Raw genomic sequence first — 17,250 nt, forward strand, 5'->3', positions numbered from 1 at the left:
TCAAAGTGCTTGTACCTGCTTAGTTCTGACACGCTGATCCGCTTTTACTTGATCAGGCTTTATAACGACCTGATCATTGTGATCCAACCCTGATAAAATTTCAGTCATGGTGGTTCCACGCAATCCTAATTTTACAGATTGACGTTGGACCTTACCCTCTCTTATCACCATAACTTCAGCTTGCTTGGTTGAAGGGTCAATAAGCGCGTTACTGGCTATTACTTTGGTTTTATTTCGACGTGCTGTTTCGACATTCACTGAGACTGTCATATCTTGCTTCAAAAAATTGGGTACAGAATTCACCGCCAATTTAACTTCAACCGTACCACGTTGAGGATCAATATTAGGTGCAATAAAGTTAACTTCAGCTGGAAATGCTTGCTCTGGATAAGCATCTGCAATCACTTCCGCTTTTTGACCCAATTTAAGATAAGGTAAATTTTGCTCATCCACCGCCACTTTAATTTGCGTTGGACTATCAACTGCGACTGTAAAGAGCACCTTTCCAGGTTGAATCGCATCCCCTTTTTCGACTTCACGCGTCAAGATCGTACCCGATACTTGTGCCCGAATTTCACTTTTTGCCAATTGGGCACGTAGCGCATTTAATCTTTCACTTAAGGTTTTTTCTTCCACTTGACCTGGAGCAAGGCTTTGCACCTTCAGTTTTGCCGCAGATAATTGATTTCTCGCTAAGCGTTCAGCTTCTAAGGCTTGTTCTTTTTCCTCTACAGAAAGCACTCCCGGTTCCGTTTGCTGGCGACGTCTTGCTTCGCGACTGGCTTGTTGTAATTGGAATTCTGCCGTTTTCAATTCAACCTGCGCTTGTGGATAGCGAATTTTCCGCAATTCCTCTAGCGCAACTTCTGCTTCACGGACTTGTGCTTTTAAATCATCAGATTGAATAATTAACAGTACATCTCCTGCTGCTATTCGTTGACCTTCTTGCACGCGTCGCTCAATCACCACACCCGAAATTTCACTCCCAATTTCACTACGTGCTACATTTTCAGCACGACCTGAAGCAACCACTGTTTGAATCAGTGGTTTTTCTTCGATTAGGTAAGTTTCGACTACAGGACCTTGCCACCAACGGAAAATGAAATATATCCCACCCATCGAAATGAGCAGAATGAGAATCCACCATTTTCGTTGTTTTAAAATACGCAAAGCTTTATCTCCCAATAGGCCTACTTCAGTTTGTATTGTCGAGTACAGTAAGCTCTTAAAATATCTGGTGAGCGCTTGTAAATATGCTTGATATTCCGTCCCGCAACACGTTTACGCCACATTTCAAAACTACTTTTTTTTAATTGTTGTCGCATCAATCGAATGACTGCACTTTCGTTTAATCCGTATTCCAGCAGAATGGCTTCGAAGGGTGTCCGATCTTCCCACGCCATTTCAATAATTCTGGAAATATCAGCTGTTGTATACAACGCACATGATCCTTTTTCATTCGCATCAAACGTTGATGTTAAGCGTTCATTCGTGAAAAATATGTGATTTTTTGTTGATTTATAGACACTTCATACACGCTAACGCATTCATTGTATAAAACGATTGATTTTATGATTTTAATCCGTTTCCTAGTTTTTCCATTTTTATCTATTCTTAATACATACAAGGTAGGCAACTCTGTTGCTCTACCGACCAATCATTCAGTCCAACTTTGTGCCCAGTGCAAGCCCCTCTGCACTGGGCTTTTTTTTATTTAAATGATTCAACCAATTTTGGATAAATCAGCCCATCAATATCTAGTTTTACCGTATAAACTCCATTTTCAAGATTAAACTTATTAACATGATAAGTTGATCCATAAATAGAATCTAAAGTTGAGGAGCGTTTAAATACCTTTTGATTTGCCTCAAGATCCAACAAATGTGTGCCTTGAATAAATTGTTCATATTGCTCAGGTTCAACACCAACACGCTTAGACATAATCATCAAAGCATCGTTTCTCGTCTCAGGGTCTTGAATATACTTGACGGTTCGATCCCATACTTGCAGCACTTTTTTCCACTCTGCTTGATGCCTAGATAAATGCGTCATATTTACCGTCAACGTATCATAGATTAATCCTGGTTTATCTTGAGAACTATAGATGATTTTGGACCCGGCTACGCTTTTTAAAGCTTGATTTGCTACAGGTTGCCATACAGCGATGGCATCCACATCTGGGCTGCTAAACACTTGGGGTAATTCGTTGGTTGCTGCATTAATCAGTTTGATTTCATTGGCTGATATATTTTGATCTGAAAGTGCGGTGTTCAATAAATTATGATCGACCAGCCCTTTTTCGACTGCAATCGTTTTACCCTTAAGATCTGCCACACTATGAATGCCCTCTTTTGCAAGAATGACATCATTCCCTGATGAATAATCAGTTGCTAAAATCATAATGCCACGCGTTCCACCTGAGGCGATGACCAAATTATCCCCATGAGAAACAGAAACCGCATCCAATTGGTTTGCTGCAAAAGCATTCATAGAGGCTGAATAATCAAACCATTTAAACTCTACGTTTAATCCAGCTTCTTTAAACCACCCTTTCTCAATAGCAACTTGCCATGCCACCCATCCCGGCCAATCACTGTAACCAATCCGAATCGGTTGCATTGATTTTTCGGCTTGAGCATGTTGACTTGGTTCTGGAATTTTTGCGGTTTTATCACAACCCACGAATAGCAGTGCAGTTCCAATGACTCCCCAGACCATCGTTTTCATTGCACCACCTCACCAATGCTCGTGCACTTAAATTTAGTATTGGTAAAATTTGAGGCTTGAATATAATCACGCCATCCACCAAAGTGACTGATATCAAGTGCATCTGCTAAAGCATGGTTTTCACATATAAAGCCTTTCACCCATGTTCCATCAATGAGTTGGACATTGCCAATACCTAGTGGTGCTGGGACTTCAGCAACAATGTCACCGAACAATGCTCTTGGTACATCCCACACTTCCACTTCAATAGAATGACCTGATGTATCTTGTTGTAGCCCCGGCTTAGGTGGCTGAGTATTTTTTAAAGCAAATAGTTTGTAATACGGCGCAGTACGCGTTTTTTTAACCAAGGTGGCTTGTCTGCTCGTTAACTGAAAATTCAGCGGCATGCCTGTGAGATGTGCTCCCACCACTGCCAATTTAACGGTGTGCTCAGATCCTATTGATTTATGAATTTGATAACCTTTCTCTGACGTTGCTAAATTTAATCCTGAAGTCGCTTGCCATTGCTGACCGAAGTGTGCCAAAGCTTGATCCATCCAAGCGCCAGCAATTAAGGTGATACCACTTGGCAAACCATCATCACGGATGACATTTGGGAGTGCCAATGCTGATAAATCAGCAAAATTAACAAAATTGGTATAAGCCCCCATATGCGAATTCTTTTGGATCGGATCTACTTCAACATCTGCAATGCGATAAATCGTAGGTGCGGTAGGCACCATCAACGCATCATAATTTTCTAATTGAAGATTAATCTGTCTAGCCCATTCTGCACGCTGATACTCATCTTGCATCACGTCTACAGCATTGAATTGATCAGCTTGATCAATAATTTGCTTAATTACCGGATGACATTGCTCACGTCGAACTTTTTGTTCGACTGCATGCGTACGCTCCGCAACCCATGAGCGGTTATATAATGCGGTAGCCAATTGGTTAAATACTGTGAAATCAATCTCTTCAACTTGAAATCCGAGCGATTTCATTCGAGCAATGGCTGTTTGAAATGCTTGCTCACTTTGAGTATCACCATAAAATTCTAAATGATCTGGGATTGCAATCTTGCCCTTCGAAAATTGTGTCGGAACTGTTCTCGGATGCTGTCTTGAATAAGCATCGGTCGCATCATAACCTTGCATCAATTGCGCTACTGTCCAAGCATCATCCACTTGAGTTGCAAAAATTGAGATCACATCAATACTTCGACATGCAGGGATTAAACCCATGGCTGAAAACCAGCCTTTGGTTGGTTTGAGTCCTACAACATTATTAAAACCCGCGGGAACTCTGCCAGAACCTGCTGTGTCAGTACCGAGGGCGAATGGTACATACCCATTTGCTACTGCAACCGCTGAGCCAGAGCTTGATCCACCGCTGATATAATCCGGATTGAAACTGTTTTTTACAGCCCCATAGGGTGAACGCACGCCAACCAATCCCGTGGCAAATTGATCTAGATTGGTCTTGCCCACCACGATTGCACCAGCAGATTTAAGCTTAGCCACGACGGTTGCATCTTGCGTTGCTAAATAAGCCGCATCTGGGCACGCCGCAGTGGTATAAAATCCAGCAACATCAATATTGTCTTTGACAGCAAATGGTACACCATATAACGGAAGATCAGCGATATCCTGATGGGCTAATGCATCAATCTGCGCCTGTATTTGCTCGGCACTGGCTATTGAAATCCAAGCGTGATTATCATTGGAGAATTCAGCAACATAACGCTTTAGGTCATTCAGTTGAATAGTTTGATTTGCATAAGCCTGTTGCCAATCTTGTATAGTCCATAATGTATGCACGGCGGTGCTCCTTATACGTGTTCAGAATTTTGAGGAATAGGTGGCATGACTGCATCCATCAGCTCTAAATGCCCCTTAATTACCCCTTTTAATGCTTTAAATTGCTCACTTATGGCTTTTAGGTCACTGCTGATCCCTTGCATCAACATCACCTGCATGACTTTGTCATCATCTAATTGGATATGTAGTGAACTAATTACCTGAGTCAAAAACTGTTGCTGTAAATCAATAAGCTGTGTTCTTAATGGCTTTAAACTGACGTCATACAATAAGGTTAAAGTACCGACCATGACTTCATTGCGGCTGACAAGGTCATTGATCAAATGGTGGTTAATCATGTCGACAATGGCTTGAGATCGGCTTTCATAATGTTGATCTACAATTTTTTGATCCATAGCCTGCAATGTATTTTCAGGTAAGGTGATGCTGATCCGCGCCAGCTTCTGTTTAGGCACGTTTGAGCTCCTTAGGTTTTTGAGATTGTTGTAGGTGTAAACCGGCACGGACACTCATCAGTTCAATGAAGAATTGAAGGATGGGATGCTTCGATTGTTTGGATTGATTTGTCGTCATCTGCAGCACCTCTAGGTATTACAAAAAAAAGAATTGGTAATACTTGGTAGATGCAGAAAACGTGCCAAAACTTTTCTTGAGATATATAAAAGAGAGCTAGGAAAAAAGTCGTCGGAAAGATTCAAAAATGTGCATGAATCAAATTTGTGCACTTGATTTGTTCAATGTTCAGAAATGCAAAAAGACCGCCTTTCTGGAGATAGACGGTCAACTCGAATGGTTATTATTTTGTCTTCTTGTTCTAATGAAATACTTTACTGGATATCAGTGACGAACTCCTCACGCGGAATACGGAATTTCTTCAATCCAATTAACCAATCTTTTTCTGGGTTACGGCGACCTAATGCCAATAGCACCACAGACTTTAAGCCTTTTTCTTTTAATCCTAATAATTCATCCAGACCGTCTTTATCAAAACCTTCCATTGGCGTTGCATCTACACCTAACTCAGCTGCTGCCGCAATTGCCATACCAAAACCAATATGTGCTTGTTTTGCAGTATGATGGTATTGCTGCTCTTCAGTAAACGTCGAGAACAGGTTCTTTAAGTTTTGCACCACATCCATGGTCGTATCTAAAGGTAAATGACGCTCACGATTCATTGCGTTATAGCGTTCATCAATACGTTCGTCTGGAATCGTATCCCAAGCCGTAAATACCAAAAGATGCGATGACTGGGTAATTTGCGGTTGATTCAATGCAACTGGTGAAATTTTCTCTTTAAGTTCTTGGTTACTGATCGAGATAATATGGAACGGTTGTAAGCCCGCTGAGGTCGGCGCTAAACGCGCAGCTTCAAGAATTTGATCGACTAATTCTTGCGGTAGTTTTTCACCAGTCATTTGTTTGGTTGCATAACGCCACTGTAAAGCCTCTAATAATTTCATGTATTTACCTATAATGTTTAAATGTGAATATTTTTAATTCTTTAAGCGTACAAACTCGCCAACATTGATTTGAGTGATTGGCTTGGACGACCTAAAAGTTGTTCTAAATCTTGGCTTTGAACTTCATACTGTTGATGTTTAATATCTACGACTGTGCCATGTGTGAGATAGATCAGAAATTCGGGCAAACCGATTCTTTTTAACAACTGTTGATAGGCTTCTTCAGTGAGATCGTGATATTCCACTGGTATTGTTTTAAGTTGACTTAGCTCATCAGCAATATCTTGATAACTATAAGTTTGGCTGCCGACTAACTCATAGACCTTATTCTCATGATCATTTTGAATTAAGGCATTTGCTATTGCTTCTCCTAACTCTGCTCTTAGCACATAAGGCACTTTTCCCGCTCCTCCAGAGAGCTTGATGCCTGTATCGATGACTCCCTCACCGATAATTTGTGGAATCGCTTCTGCGTACATGGTGTTGCGTAGGATTGTATATTTCAGTCCGCTTGCTTTGAGGTAATCTTCAGTTTGAAAATGACTGATCATCAAATCTTTCACCGCTGAATTTTCTATATTTTGAATGGATAAACCTGTGTAATAGACATGTTGAACACCTGCTTCACGCGCAGCATCGATGACATTCTTATGTTGTTCAAAGCGATTCATTTCCATCGTTGAAATAAGAAGTAGCTTGTCGACACCCTGAAAGGCTTTGATCAAACTTCCAGGTTGATTGAAATCTCCTTCACGCACTTCAATATGTTCGTTGACATAAGGTTTGGCTTTTTCTAAGTTTCTCGCCAATACAGCAAATTCATTGTTTTGTAGCTGTTGCTTTAATTGTTGCACTACACTTCGCCCTAAATGGCCAGTAGCACCAGTAACTAAAATCATTCAATAACCTTGGATTATTTTTGCAATGATGTAATTTATAGGCGAGTTAAAAAACGAGATCACTATACTGTTGTATAGTGAATTTAGGATTTCATTTGATTAAATTTTATGACGAGATGGGAGGATAGGTGGCTGATTTTATGAAAGAGAATGCTGAAACATTAAGCGAGGATGACCAATGTAATTTGATGTTTATTGTGGCGCTTAAAAATGCCATGAATGTCATTAATGGCAAATGGAAACTTGCGATTGTTGCAACCATGATTAAACAGCCACGCCGTTTTAATGAGATTGAACGTCTGCTGCAAGGCATTACACCAAGAATGATTTCTAAAGAGCTCAAAGAACTTGAATTGAACAATGTTGTTGAAAAAATTGAGTCTCTTGATGAAACCACGGGTAAAACGACCTCAATGTATGATCTGACGCCATCAGGTCGTGGCCTAGAAAAGTTGATGGTGCAAATGGCGGTATGGGGACAAAAACATCGAGAAGGCACTTAAACCTTTGGAAATATATGCTGATTCACTTGTCGTAGGGTTGTCGCTATACCTGATTTAAAACGCTAAAATGAAAATTACATTCTTTGATTTTTATTTTAATAATGACATCAATATTATCTCATTTTTCTTCAAAAATATTATGTATTGGAATATCGTCTCTACTGATGAGCTTAAGTGGATGCCAATTGGTCAAGATCAAAGAATACAAAATTGATCAGGCAATTCAGTATCGTTCACAAGATATTATAAATAGTCATCAATTTAGTGCAGATACAACCAGTCTACTGACAATCCTTTCATATACACCTGAAACATGTTTAGAAAAAATAGAGAGCTGTTCAGCGCATATTGAACAACAGAAAATTATCCAACCCAATGAACGATATAGTGCATTGGCTGAGCTTTTTCTTGCTCAAGCGATGCAATTGGATCAACAAAACAATCCGCAAGCTTTAGCACAGGCACAAATAGCTTATGATTTAAGTCTCAGACATAGTTACGTATATTTATTCAAAACGGCTTCAAACCATGATCAACAATCGATTGATTTAAGACAGTTACAAGTTCGAACCTTCTATAATTATGCCCTATCTCGCTTGATCCGATTAAAATATCAAAGCTTGAAATCATCTCATCTACCGACTGAATTTTCTGTAGGGAATCAGCAATACATCATAGATGCTCAACATTATCCAGAACTGACTAGATTTCAGTTTCAAGACCTGCAATCTAGCTATATTCTAAATTTTTCAGGTTTTGACAAGATCAATCGCCAAGATGGTTTAGGTGCTGAATTTATTGCTATTCGACAGCACGAAGCTCATATTCCCAATGATTTTATCCTTGATCCGATTGATTATTATTCTAATCGAAACAATCCTCGTATTCATCATCCGCGCTATTTGTCTGTGACAGCGACAGCTCAACCATTACAAAACAACGCTTCTGCGGGAGAGATTATTTCTGGTCAAGTTCCATTTAAGATCGAATTTTATAATCCCTACCAGTATTCAACTGCGACACTGGATGATCAGCAATATAAGCTGACCGCGAACTATACCGCACCATTTGCATTTTGGCTTGCACAAAACCATTTAGGTAAATCAGGTTATCTGAGCTTGCTGGATCGTGTGGAAACATTACGAATGCCACATTTATATATGCTAGAGCCTTATCAACCGAATAAGAAAGTCATCGTTTTGATACATGGTTTGGCCAGTAGCCCTGAAACCTGGATGAATTTAACCAATAATATCTTGGGTGATACGACACTTCGAGCAAATTATCAGGTGTGGATGGTCTCCTATTCGACCAATATGCCGATTGTTGAAAGTCGCTTCCAAATTCACGCCTTATTAAAGCAAGCATTCTCTCAAGTTCAATCGGGCTCGGTATCAAGTTCAAATGCGGTTCTGATTGGTCATAGTATGGGCGGTATTATTAGTCGGCTTTTGGTGAGTGATGCTGATGTTTCTAAATCAGCTATTCCGTTGATGAATTATGAACAATATATGCGATTGCAACAAAATCCCGTAATTGGTGAACGTTTCCAATTTAAAGCGGACTTGCCTTTTACGCGTGCAGTTTTTGTTGCTGCACCACATCAAGGGAGTGAGCTGACCGATCGTTGGTACGTCGACTTAGCGAAAAAATTGGTTAAACTTCCAACTTCTTTCTTCGATCAGGTTAACATTCAGCTCACTGGAAGTAAGAGTACTGAAGGCTTGGTTCAAAATGGTCCAGATGACTTGAGCCCTTCCTCTCGTTTTATGCAAGTGACTAAGACGGTAATGCCAAAGCCGGGGTTGCCGTATCACTCTATTATTGGCAATGTGACCAAATCCAATGATCCTTCTAAAATGTCGGATGGCATTGTGCCCTATATGAGTTCGCATTTAGAGGGTGCTCAGTCGGAGAAAATTTTTGAAGGGGGACACTCGATTCATGCTAAGCCTGAAACGATTTTAGAGTTAAGACGGATTTTGCATGAGCATTTGAATTCTAAACCTTAATTCGCCTAATAAAAAAGACCGCTATATAGCGGTCTTTTACATCTTTTTATAGATCGTATCACGGCGGTCAACATCTAAGACAAGTACTACAATTTTTGTATCGATAACTTGATAGACCAAGCGATATCCTGCCGACCTGAGTTTGACTTTATACAAGTCGACCGATCCACTGAGTTTGTTTTTTGGAATCTAGGGATTGTGTAAAATGGCATCATATTACGAATAAACTGTTCCACATTTTTTGGATTAAGCTTATCGAACTTTTTAAGCGTGGTTTTTATGAACTCGAGCTCGTAGCTCGTTTAATTTGAATTTATCGTTTTTTCACTTTTAGCTTCTTCTGCTAGTTGTGTTAAATGCACATCTTCCGAAAGACAATCATTCAAAATTATTTTTGCATTTTCCTTAATTCTATTTTGACTTTCAGAGCTACGAGCATCTAAAAGTTCTTGTAATTTTTTTGCCATAATTAAAAAAATCTCTTTTGATTCCATTGGCATCTGAAATATTTGCGACAAAGCATGATCGGATAAAATTATGCTTTACAAAACCGTTAATACGCTTCCTGAAGCTCTAAGGATAAAATTGTTTTTGCTTGATTATATATTTCACTATCTTTGATCATACAGCTACAAAAATATGAATACTTTTTAGTAGGTTGCATTAAATTTTCAATTCTCGCTATAGACTCAGAAATTTTTCTCAATTGATTCTGTTTTTTTCTTTCAGTATCTTTTACCTCTAGCTCTTGAAGTGCTTCTTCTAAATCTTGCTCATACTCACAAAACACTTTAATCAAGTTACTATATGGATCGTATAATCGGCTTTTTAAGCCACAAACATCTATTGTCATTTTCGCTATTTCAGTCTTACCTTTCATACGTGCCAAAGTAAATTCAAAATGCTCACTTGGATCAAAATCACTCTCATATGGATTTAGAATAGGTTCAACTCCTACATCATGTGCAAGTTTTGAATCATTACATTTACGACAACTAGGTAAAAAATTTTCCCAATCAAAAGTTTTATCATGATAGATGGATTTTGGATAGAAATGTTCAACTTCTATATTTCCACTATCCTTTGGAGTAGATTCACAAAAAGCACATTTTTGATATGAACTATCAAATAAAGGAGTTGTAATATCTTTATGTCTGTAATGACTGAGCGCAGAAGCTTTCTCTTCTTTCGGAATCTCCTTGTAACTTCCATATTTACTTACTAATGAAAGTAAATGATCTGTCCATTCTTTTTGTTTATCCTGAAGAATTTGAGGGGCATTAACAGATTTTTCAAGTTTAATCATATCTTATAGAAGCTCCAAAGAAGCCATTTTCATTTCTAGCACTTGAACAATTGTGTCATCAGAATGAGTAATATTCTTTAGCTGTTCCATCACAGATAAAAGCTTAATCTTATCTTTTGACTCATAAGCATCAAAAGCTTCATCAATTAATTTTTCGTAATCTTTATTTTTCAGGCTTTTAACCCCCATTACATCTTCTAAAATTTGATCCGTGTTCCAACCTGAATAGCGCTTATTACTAGGCTCAAAATGATATTCTGTTTTCCCAATTTCACGGTTCATAATAATGACTTCCCCCTCTTTTGCAGATGCCAAAAGATGTGGTGAATGAGTTGTAACTATAAACTGAAGATTCGGAAACAATGCCTCTAATCCATCTCGAATATTAAATTGCCACTCAGGGTGCAAATGCAAATCCAACTCATCAATTAGCACAGTACCTCTAGCCTGTTGGACATTCCTTGCACCTTTAGGATTAATTTTTTCAATCCATTCGATAATATTAGCAATTACTGAAAAAATTGCTTGGAATCCTGCTGATAATTCTTCTAGGTAGCACTCTTTGCCATACAATTGAAAAATAGGTTCCAAATCTCTTTCTGTTCTTAAATATTGGAAATCACTTCCAGTAGGTGCAATTCTTGGTAAGTTCTGAAGTAAAATATCCCAATTAATTTTTTCCTCGTATGCCCAATCTTTATCAATATAGAAATATCTATTAATAAACCATTGTTTAACATTTGAATTATTATATTCAAGATTCCTTTGGCGATATATGTCTATAGCTCGTTGCTGTGCTTCTTCACGCTGTGCGCCTTGAACCCTCATATAATCAATAGATCTTTTTGTCCCTAAGAATAAGGGAATTATTTCTTTATTTTGACCGTCAGGAACAAATACTCTGTATGGTTGTGTAACATTTTCAATGTGAGGAGGAACCCAATTTTTCATTTGAGTTTCTCTATATGCATTATTTTCTCTAAAGGACTCTTTAGCTAGACCTAGAAATATAAGTTCACTTCCATTTACAACTTCTATATCGAAACTAGATTCATTAGTTAATCGAGAAGAATTGAAATCATGATGAAGGCAGTGATATATACCTGTTAAAATACTACTTTTACCACAACCATTAGGCCCTGTTATAAAATTAAATTTTTCATTGAATTTTACTGAAATCTTTGAAAACAGTCTGAAATTTTCTGCGTTAAAAGATTTTATAAAGTAGTTAGTCATTTCAGTTTTAATCGTCTTTATCATCCATATATTATCTATATATTCTTAATATTTAAAAGCAAAAACCGCCCTTACGGACGGTCTTTTTATTCCTACTTCATCAAGCCACAGGCGACAACGTAAACAACACTTGCCCTGTTTTTACCGTCTGCCCTTTTTCAATGGTGATGGCTTCAACCTTCATACGTTCAGGCGCAATAATTGGAATCTCAATCTTCATCGCTTCAATCACAGCAAGCGTTGCACCTTCTTCCACAATATCCCCTGACTGACATTCAATTTTCCAAATTGAACCCGGCATATGCGATTCCACAGCACAGCCACCTTCAGGCACTTCTACCCCTTCTCCATCATCTACTGCATCTAGGCTTTCAGAGACATATTCTGCAAGCCCTGCTTCATGCCAGCGACGACGTTCTTCATCAAAATTGGCTTGTTGGACAGATTTAAATGCTGAAATAGATTCTGCATTTTCAGTCAAGAAGTCATTGTATTCTTTTAGATTCAGTACACCTTCTTCTACACGCAGTTTTAAGCGTCCTGCTTTAAAGTCCTCACGCATTTGCATGAGTTCAGTTTCAGACACTTCATAAAACTTAATTTGGTCAAAGAAACGTAATAACCACGGTTTACCTTGCTCAAAGTCAGCATTTTTACGGTAGCGTGACCACATTTGCGTAGTACGACCCACGAACTGATAGCCCCCGGGGCCTTCCATACCATAAACACACATATATGCACCGCCAATACCGACGGCATTTTCAGGTGTCCATGTACGTGCAGGATTATATTTGGTGGTCACTAAACGCTGACGTGGATCAAGTGGAGTTGCCACAGGTGCACCGAGATACACATCGCCCAAGCCCATGACCAAATAACTTGCGTCATAAACCACATCTTTGACTGCTTGCTTGTCTTTTAAGCCATTAATACGACGGATAAATTCGATATTGTCTGGACACCATGGTGCATCTGGACGTACCGTTTGCATATAGCGTTCGGTTGCCAATTGGGTTTGTGAGTCTTCCCAAGCCAGTGGTAAATACACAGTACGTGATGGCACTTGCATTTTCGTCACATCAGGCAGTTCAGCTTCTGCCACTTGCAACAATCGCAGTAAATCTAGTTGATCCAGTTTGATCGAATCAAAGTGAATTTGTAGCGAACGAATACCCGGTGTGAGGTCAATAATGCCAGCAATGTTTTGATTTTGTACCCACTGCATCAAAGCATGAATACGGAAACGTAAGTTTAGATCCAGCACCAACTCGCCATATTCCACCAACACGTAGTTGTTGCCGGCAGGACGATACACCACATCAGGCACACCATTTTCACCTTTTAAGGTATCAAGCACAGCATTTTTCAGTGTAGATAGCTCAGGATAGAACGACTCATCAAACGCCACTGCTTGTGTATCTGATGCTTCTAGTTGAGCATGATATTTTTCATTCAAAAGTTTTGCTTGGTGATAGCTCACAGGCACAAATTTCACTTTGTCACCGGCTTTAAGCTGTCCTAATTTCCAAAGCTCAGAATTGATCACCACAGCAGGACAAACAAAGCCACCGAGACTTGGACCATCTGGACCGAGAATAATCGGCATATCACCGGTGAAATCAATCGCACCAATGGCATAGGCATTGTCATGAATATTGGATGGATGCAGACCAGCTTCACCGCCATCTTCACGTGCCCATTCTGGTTTTGGACCAATTAAACGAATACCGGTACGGCTTGAGTTAAAGTGAATTTCAAAGGTATTGGCAAAGAAAGTATCAATGTCATTTTTGGTGAAGAAATCAGGCGCACCATGTGGGCCGTACATCACCGCAATTTCCCATTCATGACTAAATGACGGCACTTGTTCAGGCGCAAGCGTTTTCACTTCATCGGAGCTAAATGCCGTAATTGGAAGCATATCGCCAATCAATAAGTTGCGCCCTGCATGACCACCAAACTGACCCAAGGTAAAGGTTGCTTGTGAGCCTAGATATTCAGGCACATTCAAACCACCTTTAATACCGATATAAGTACGGCAACCTGTCGCAATTTTGCCACATTTTAAAATCTGACCTTTACGTACATTGACGGTTTGCCACATCGGAACTTGAACACCATCCAAAGTCGATGGCATATCACCACCAGCAAGCACGATTTGGCTATCACAATGGAATTTTAACGTCGGACCTTGTAGCGTACATTCAAGCCCTGCGGTGTTATAGGCATTGCTAAGCAGTTGGTTTGCGACATTCAATGACAATGGATCAATCGCACCTGAAGGTGGCACACCAACATCCCAGTAGCCCAAACGACCTGTGACATCTTGCACGGCAGTTTGAATACCAGCTTGTAGCACTTCAACTTTTTGGGTTTTCCATTCAAAAGTATTCAGGAAACGTGTGGTTTGTGTCCCTGCTTTAAAGACGTCACCATCCACGATGTTTTGTAGATATTCAAGATTGGTTTCAATCCCAGCAACAGAGGTTTTCGCCAAAGTGTCAAGCATAGCTTGAATCGCAGATGCACGATCGTCCGCAGTGACAATGATTTTAGCAATCATCGGGTCATAGAATGACGATACATTTGAGCCTGTTTCTACCCATGTTTCATTTCGGGCATTAGCATCAAACTCAACATGTGTTAACAGTCCGGCACTTGGTTGGAAGTTTTTAATTGGATCTTCAGCGTATAAACGCACTTGAATGGAATGACCTTTGGATTCCAACTTTTCAGTTGGCGCAGTCCAATCACCGCTGGCCAATGTCACCATCCATTCCACCAAGTCCACACCAAAGACTTGCTCAGTAACACCATGTTCCACTTGTAGACGGGTATTCACTTCCAAGAAATAGAATTCTTGTGTGTCGGTATCCATCACAAATTCAACCGTACCCGCAGAACGGTAATTTACCGACTGCATCAGTTGAATGGCAACATTTTGGATGTAGGCACGTTGTTCATCATTGATATGCGGTGCCGGGGTTTCCTCAATCACTTTTTGGTTGCGACGTTGTACCGAACAATCACGCTCACCCAGTGCGATCACCTGCCCTTGGCCATCACCAAAAATTTGCACTTCGATATGACGGGCATTTTGCACAAATTTCTCTAAGTACAAACCTGCATCTTTAAAGTTGGCTTGCGCTAAATAGGACACCGTTGCATAGGCATCTTTCAGCTCTGTTTCGTTCCAGACCAAACGCATGCCGATCCCACCGCCACCTGCGGTACTTTTTAGCATCACAGGATAGCCTATACGATTGGCCTCAAACAGTGCTTCAGCTTCATCTGCAAGCAATTGACTGCCCGGAAGCAACGGCACATTGGCTTGAATCGCAAGTTCACGTGCCGTGTGTTTAAGACCAAAGGCACGCATTTGTGTTGAATTTGGCCCAATAAAAGCAATGCCTTGTGATTCACATAAGTCACAAAATTCCGCATTTTCAGACAAGAAGCCATAACCCGGATGGATCGCTTGTGCTCCGGTTTGTTTAGCAACCTCTAAGATTTTTTCAACATTTAAATAGCTTTGGCTGGCTGGTGCTTCACCGATATATACCGCTTCATCCGCTAAAGTCACATGGAGTGAATCACGATCGGCCTCTGAATACACCGCAACCGATTGGATGCCTAATTTTTTAAGGGTACGAATGACACGACACGCAATTGCACCACGGTTGGCGATTAAAACTTTATTAAACATGTTATGCGTCCTCGCCTTCACGGATGATCAATTGAATTTTAGTTGGGTTATAGGCATTACAAGGATTATTCAATTGTGGGCAGTTAGAGATCAGCACGATCAAATCCATTTCCGCTTTAATTTCCACATATTTACCCGGTGCAGAAATACCATCATCAAACTTTAGATGACCCTCAGAGGTCACGGGCACATTCATAAAAAAGTTAATATTTGGACCGATGTGACGCACGTTTAAGCCGTGTTTTTTGGCAATTGGATGCTGAGACAGCGCAATCATGAAATTGTTACGGCAACTGTGCATTGGATATTTGTCATGTGCATAACGAACGGTGTTACTTTCACATGAACATGCCCCGCCTAAGGTGTCATGGCGACCGCAGTTATCATCATGAATGGTGGCAATTTTGTTGCCAAAGTTGGTGTATAAGGCTGTGCCTTTTTCTAAATAGATTTGTTGATTAATCGCTAAGGTATCTGTTGCGCTATAACGCTCTTCAGGGTTTGACGCTGAGATAAAGAGCGTATCCACCGCTTGGTTGCCTTCTAAATCCACAATACGGAAATATTGCCCTTTTTTGACTTCGCACATCCATGCTTCACCGGCAGGACAAACTTCGCTTAAAACTGATTTTTCTAATTTTACGAGTGCAGTCATGTTGTATCCTCCAAATTAAGCGCTGAGTGCGTAGTAACGATTATTGTTTTGAAATGCACGCTGATTTTGCGGGCATGAATCACGACATACATCGCTGTCGCTTAAAGGAAGTGCTTTGTATAAAGACAATTGAACATCGGCAGGCGCATATTCTGTGCTGTTATCTAAAGCATGCGGTGCAGAGGATAAAAACACCAAGCAATCCATTTCAAAGCGCAGTTCAATCACTTGATCGCTATTGTCAGATGCCACATAGCTGAGATTGCCATGGTCATCCGGTTGAACTTTAGAAAACAAATTTAAAGTACTGCTGAGGTCTGTTGCAGATAAACCAAACTTGGTCATTTCGAGCAATAACGAATCTTTGCCGTTACGGTACATGTCGTTGCGTACATCTTGAAACGTTTTTGAACCAAATTGTTGTTCAATTTGCTGTGCATTACTTGGTGCACAAAATGCATCATTCCAGCCATGGTCATCTTTCACAATGGAAATCATCGCGCGACCAAGGTCAGATGCAAGGATATGTCCTGTACTTAAAAATGCCGTATGCTGCCCTTTTAAGCTGTCTGGCATGTTGTAGCGTTCGAGTTTGTCTTCGCTATTGACGCAGTACAGTGCCACATTGGCATTTTTGCCTAAGGATTTAAGTTGTAATACTGCGCCACGCTGAATACGTGCTGACCAGTGGTGTCCACCCGGTAAACATTCTGTCCAAAGAACTTGATCTTCATGATAAGTTATTGTGCTCATATACATCCATCCCAATCTTTTACGGTTTACCTCCCGGGCTTTTATCCCTCCGTGTAGCTTGAGCTTGCAACTTAAGCCGTGAACTCTCGGTCGCAAACCTACATGAAACTTCATGTATCGGAACCCTAGATCACTTTATGATGATGTAGATAGATGCAAAGGCTGTGCCAAAGTAATACTTTTTTGTG

At 40.1% G+C, this 17,250-nt stretch carries 17 protein-coding genes and 1 riboswitch; of the genes, 2 read left to right on the forward strand and 15 right to left on the reverse strand.

The window, feature by feature from the left end; all coding sequences use genetic code 11:
* From FTV17_RS03365 to FTV17_RS03395, 8 genes are all read right to left on the reverse strand, one after another.
* On the reverse strand, window positions 1-1,170 hold the full coding sequence (locus FTV17_RS03365; RefSeq protein WP_257219872.1) for an efflux RND transporter periplasmic adaptor subunit: 1,170 nt from the start codon (window positions 1,168-1,170) through the stop codon (window positions 1-3).
* Window positions 1,171-1,190: 20 nt separating this feature from the next.
* The gene (locus FTV17_RS03370) at window positions 1,191-1,439 is read right to left on the reverse strand and encodes a TIGR03643 family protein (protein ID WP_257219873.1); all 249 of its coding nucleotides are present in this window, start codon (window positions 1,437-1,439) and stop codon (window positions 1,191-1,193) included.
* Window positions 1,440-1,710: 271 nt separating this feature from the next.
* Window positions 1,711-2,727, reverse strand: coding sequence for an ABC transporter substrate-binding protein (locus FTV17_RS03375; RefSeq protein WP_179998167.1), 1,017 nt, complete (start codon window positions 2,725-2,727; stop codon window positions 1,711-1,713).
* Entirely contained in the window at window positions 2,724-4,532 is a 1,809-nt protein-coding gene (gene atzF, locus FTV17_RS03380) for an allophanate hydrolase (RefSeq protein WP_179998168.1), read from the reverse strand. Before atzF ends, FTV17_RS03375 begins: the two co-directional genes overlap by 4 nt.
* Window positions 4,533-4,543: 11 nt before the next feature.
* Window positions 4,544-4,987 carry a transcriptional regulator gene (locus tag FTV17_RS03385; protein WP_179998169.1) on the reverse strand — a complete coding sequence of 148 codons (444 nt, stop codon included), beginning with the start codon at window positions 4,985-4,987 and terminating at the stop codon, window positions 4,544-4,546.
* Entirely contained in the window at window positions 4,980-5,105 is a 126-nt protein-coding gene (locus FTV17_RS15480) for a hypothetical protein (RefSeq protein WP_257219874.1), read from the reverse strand. Before FTV17_RS15480 ends, FTV17_RS03385 begins: the two co-directional genes overlap by 8 nt.
* Window positions 5,106-5,359: 254 nt before the next feature.
* The gene (locus FTV17_RS03390; RefSeq protein ID WP_035263843.1) at window positions 5,360-5,992 is read right to left on the reverse strand and encodes an NAD(P)H-dependent oxidoreductase; all 633 of its coding nucleotides are present in this window, start codon (window positions 5,990-5,992) and stop codon (window positions 5,360-5,362) included.
* A gap of 41 nt (window positions 5,993-6,033) precedes the next feature.
* Window positions 6,034-6,891, reverse strand: coding sequence for an SDR family oxidoreductase (locus tag FTV17_RS03395; protein ID WP_179998170.1), 858 nt, complete (start codon window positions 6,889-6,891; stop codon window positions 6,034-6,036).
* Between the two features lie 128 nt (window positions 6,892-7,019).
* Between FTV17_RS03395 and FTV17_RS03400 the strand changes: the two genes are divergently transcribed.
* Window positions 7,020-7,394: a helix-turn-helix domain-containing protein gene (locus tag FTV17_RS03400; RefSeq protein WP_179998171.1), complete on the forward strand. Its 375-nt coding sequence runs from the start codon at window positions 7,020-7,022 to the stop codon at window positions 7,392-7,394.
* 185 nt (window positions 7,395-7,579) lie between these two features.
* Window positions 7,580-9,406 carry an alpha/beta fold hydrolase gene (locus FTV17_RS03405; protein WP_257219875.1) on the forward strand — a complete coding sequence of 609 codons (1,827 nt, stop codon included), beginning with the start codon at window positions 7,580-7,582 and terminating at the stop codon, window positions 9,404-9,406.
* 36 nt (window positions 9,407-9,442) lie between these two features.
* Here the strand turns inward: FTV17_RS03405 and FTV17_RS15620 are convergent, their stop codons facing one another.
* From FTV17_RS15620 to FTV17_RS03440, 7 genes are all read right to left on the reverse strand, one after another.
* Window positions 9,443-9,562 (reverse strand): type II toxin-antitoxin system RelE/ParE family toxin, encoded by a 120-nt coding sequence (locus tag FTV17_RS15620; RefSeq protein ID WP_373687182.1) that lies wholly within the window; start codon window positions 9,560-9,562, stop codon window positions 9,443-9,445.
* 146 nt (window positions 9,563-9,708) lie between these two features.
* The gene (locus FTV17_RS03415; protein ID WP_218945266.1) at window positions 9,709-9,906 is read right to left on the reverse strand and encodes a hypothetical protein; all 198 of its coding nucleotides are present in this window, start codon (window positions 9,904-9,906) and stop codon (window positions 9,709-9,711) included.
* 53 nt (window positions 9,907-9,959) lie between these two features.
* Window positions 9,960-10,712: an HNH endonuclease gene (locus FTV17_RS03420; protein ID WP_179998174.1), complete on the reverse strand. Its 753-nt coding sequence runs from the start codon at window positions 10,710-10,712 to the stop codon at window positions 9,960-9,962.
* 3 nt (window positions 10,713-10,715) lie between these two features.
* A complete protein-coding gene (locus tag FTV17_RS03425) occupies window positions 10,716-11,972 on the reverse strand; it encodes an AAA family ATPase (RefSeq protein ID WP_179998175.1) in 1,257 nt (418 codons plus the stop codon).
* Between the two features lie 76 nt (window positions 11,973-12,048).
* The gene (gene uca / locus FTV17_RS03430; RefSeq protein ID WP_179998176.1) at window positions 12,049-15,654 is read right to left on the reverse strand and encodes an urea carboxylase; all 3,606 of its coding nucleotides are present in this window, start codon (window positions 15,652-15,654) and stop codon (window positions 12,049-12,051) included.
* 1 nt (window position 15,655) lies between these two features.
* Window positions 15,656-16,309, reverse strand: coding sequence for an urea amidolyase associated protein UAAP2 (locus FTV17_RS03435; RefSeq protein WP_179998177.1), 654 nt, complete (start codon window positions 16,307-16,309; stop codon window positions 15,656-15,658).
* Window positions 16,310-16,324: 15 nt separating this feature from the next.
* Window positions 16,325-17,062: an urea amidolyase associated protein UAAP1 gene (locus FTV17_RS03440; protein WP_179998178.1), complete on the reverse strand. Its 738-nt coding sequence runs from the start codon at window positions 17,060-17,062 to the stop codon at window positions 16,325-16,327.
* Window positions 17,063-17,090: 28 nt separating this feature from the next.
* Window positions 17,091-17,202: riboswitch (guanidine-I (ykkC/yxkD leader) on the reverse strand.
* Window positions 17,203-17,250 lie beyond the last annotated feature (48 nt).

It is taken from the genome of Acinetobacter sp. YH12239, assembly GCF_013417635.1.
Lineage (GTDB): Bacteria > Pseudomonadota > Gammaproteobacteria > Pseudomonadales > Moraxellaceae > Acinetobacter.

What these genes read in the sequence shown, in the direction of transcription:
- FTV17_RS03375 (WP_179998167.1), bottom strand. Translation starts at nt 2,727, where the DNA reads ATGAAAACGATGGTCTGGGGAGTCATTGGAACTGCACTGCTATTCGTG.
- FTV17_RS15480 (WP_257219874.1), bottom strand. Translation starts at nt 5,105, where the DNA reads ATGACGACAAATCAATCCAAACAATCGAAGCATCCCATCCTTCAATTC.
- FTV17_RS03390 (WP_035263843.1), bottom strand. Translation starts at nt 5,992, where the DNA reads ATGAAATTATTAGAGGCTTTACAGTGGCGTTATGCAACCAAACAAATG.
- FTV17_RS03395 (WP_179998170.1), bottom strand. Translation starts at nt 6,891, where the DNA reads ATGATTTTAGTTACTGGTGCTACTGGCCATTTAGGGCGAAGTGTAGTG.
- FTV17_RS03415 (WP_218945266.1), bottom strand. Translation starts at nt 9,906, where the DNA reads ATGCCAATGGAATCAAAAGAGATTTTTTTAATTATGGCAAAAAAATTA.
- FTV17_RS03420 (WP_179998174.1), bottom strand. Translation starts at nt 10,712, where the DNA reads ATGATTAAACTTGAAAAATCTGTTAATGCCCCTCAAATTCTTCAGGAT.
- FTV17_RS03425 (WP_179998175.1), bottom strand. Translation starts at nt 11,972, where the DNA reads ATGATAAAGACGATTAAAACTGAAATGACTAACTACTTTATAAAATCT.
- uca (WP_179998176.1), bottom strand. Translation starts at nt 15,654, where the DNA reads ATGTTTAATAAAGTTTTAATCGCCAACCGTGGTGCAATTGCGTGTCGT.
- FTV17_RS03435 (WP_179998177.1), bottom strand. Translation starts at nt 16,309, where the DNA reads ATGACTGCACTCGTAAAATTAGAAAAATCAGTTTTAAGCGAAGTTTGT.
- FTV17_RS03440 (WP_179998178.1), bottom strand. Translation starts at nt 17,062, where the DNA reads ATGAGCACAATAACTTATCATGAAGATCAAGTTCTTTGGACAGAATGT.